This window comes from Enterococcus sp. B2E4, assembly GCF_030499455.1.
Classification (GTDB): Bacteria; Bacillota; Bacilli; order Lactobacillales; family Enterococcaceae; genus Enterococcus_D; species Enterococcus_D casseliflavus.
The window spans coordinates 1-540 of the sequence record NZ_JAUKPK010000054.1; the positions used below are offsets into that span (position 1 = coordinate 1).

General features: G+C 39.8%; 1 protein-coding gene. It reads left to right on the top strand.

Going from position 1 to position 540, the window contains the following annotated elements; all coding sequences use genetic code 11:
• On the top strand, positions 1 to 540 hold a 540-nt coding region (locus Q1X33_RS16610), incomplete at both ends, for a Cna B-type domain-containing protein (RefSeq protein ID WP_301969847.1).

Genomic DNA, 540 nt, shown 5'->3' on the forward strand with positions numbered 1-540 from the left:
AATACGATGCCGAAGGAAAAGCCTATACCTACACGATCCAAGAAGAAAATGTTCTAGGATACACCAGTGAAATCAACGGTTATGATCTAGTCAATACGTACCGCAATACGGAAACAACAACAGTTTCAGGTACGAAAACATGGAATGATAACAACAATCAGCTCAACATCCGACCAGAAAGTATCACTGTGGAATTGATGCAAAATGGTAAAAAGATCGACAATCAAATCGTAAAAGCCGATAAAGAAGGGAACTGGACTTATCACTTCGAGAATCTGCCTAAGTATGACTCCAAGGGAAAAGCCTATGTCTACACGATTCAAGAAGAAACCGTTTCTGGATATATCAGTGAAGTAAACGGCTATGACCTAGTCAATACGGAAACAACCACAGTTTCAGGCAGAAAAACTTGGAATGACAACGACAACAAGTTCAATACCCGTCCTGAAAGCATCACTGTCAAGCTGATGCAAAATGATAAGAAAATCGACGATCAAATCGTAAAAGCAGATAAAAAAGGCAACTGGACCTATCGCTTTG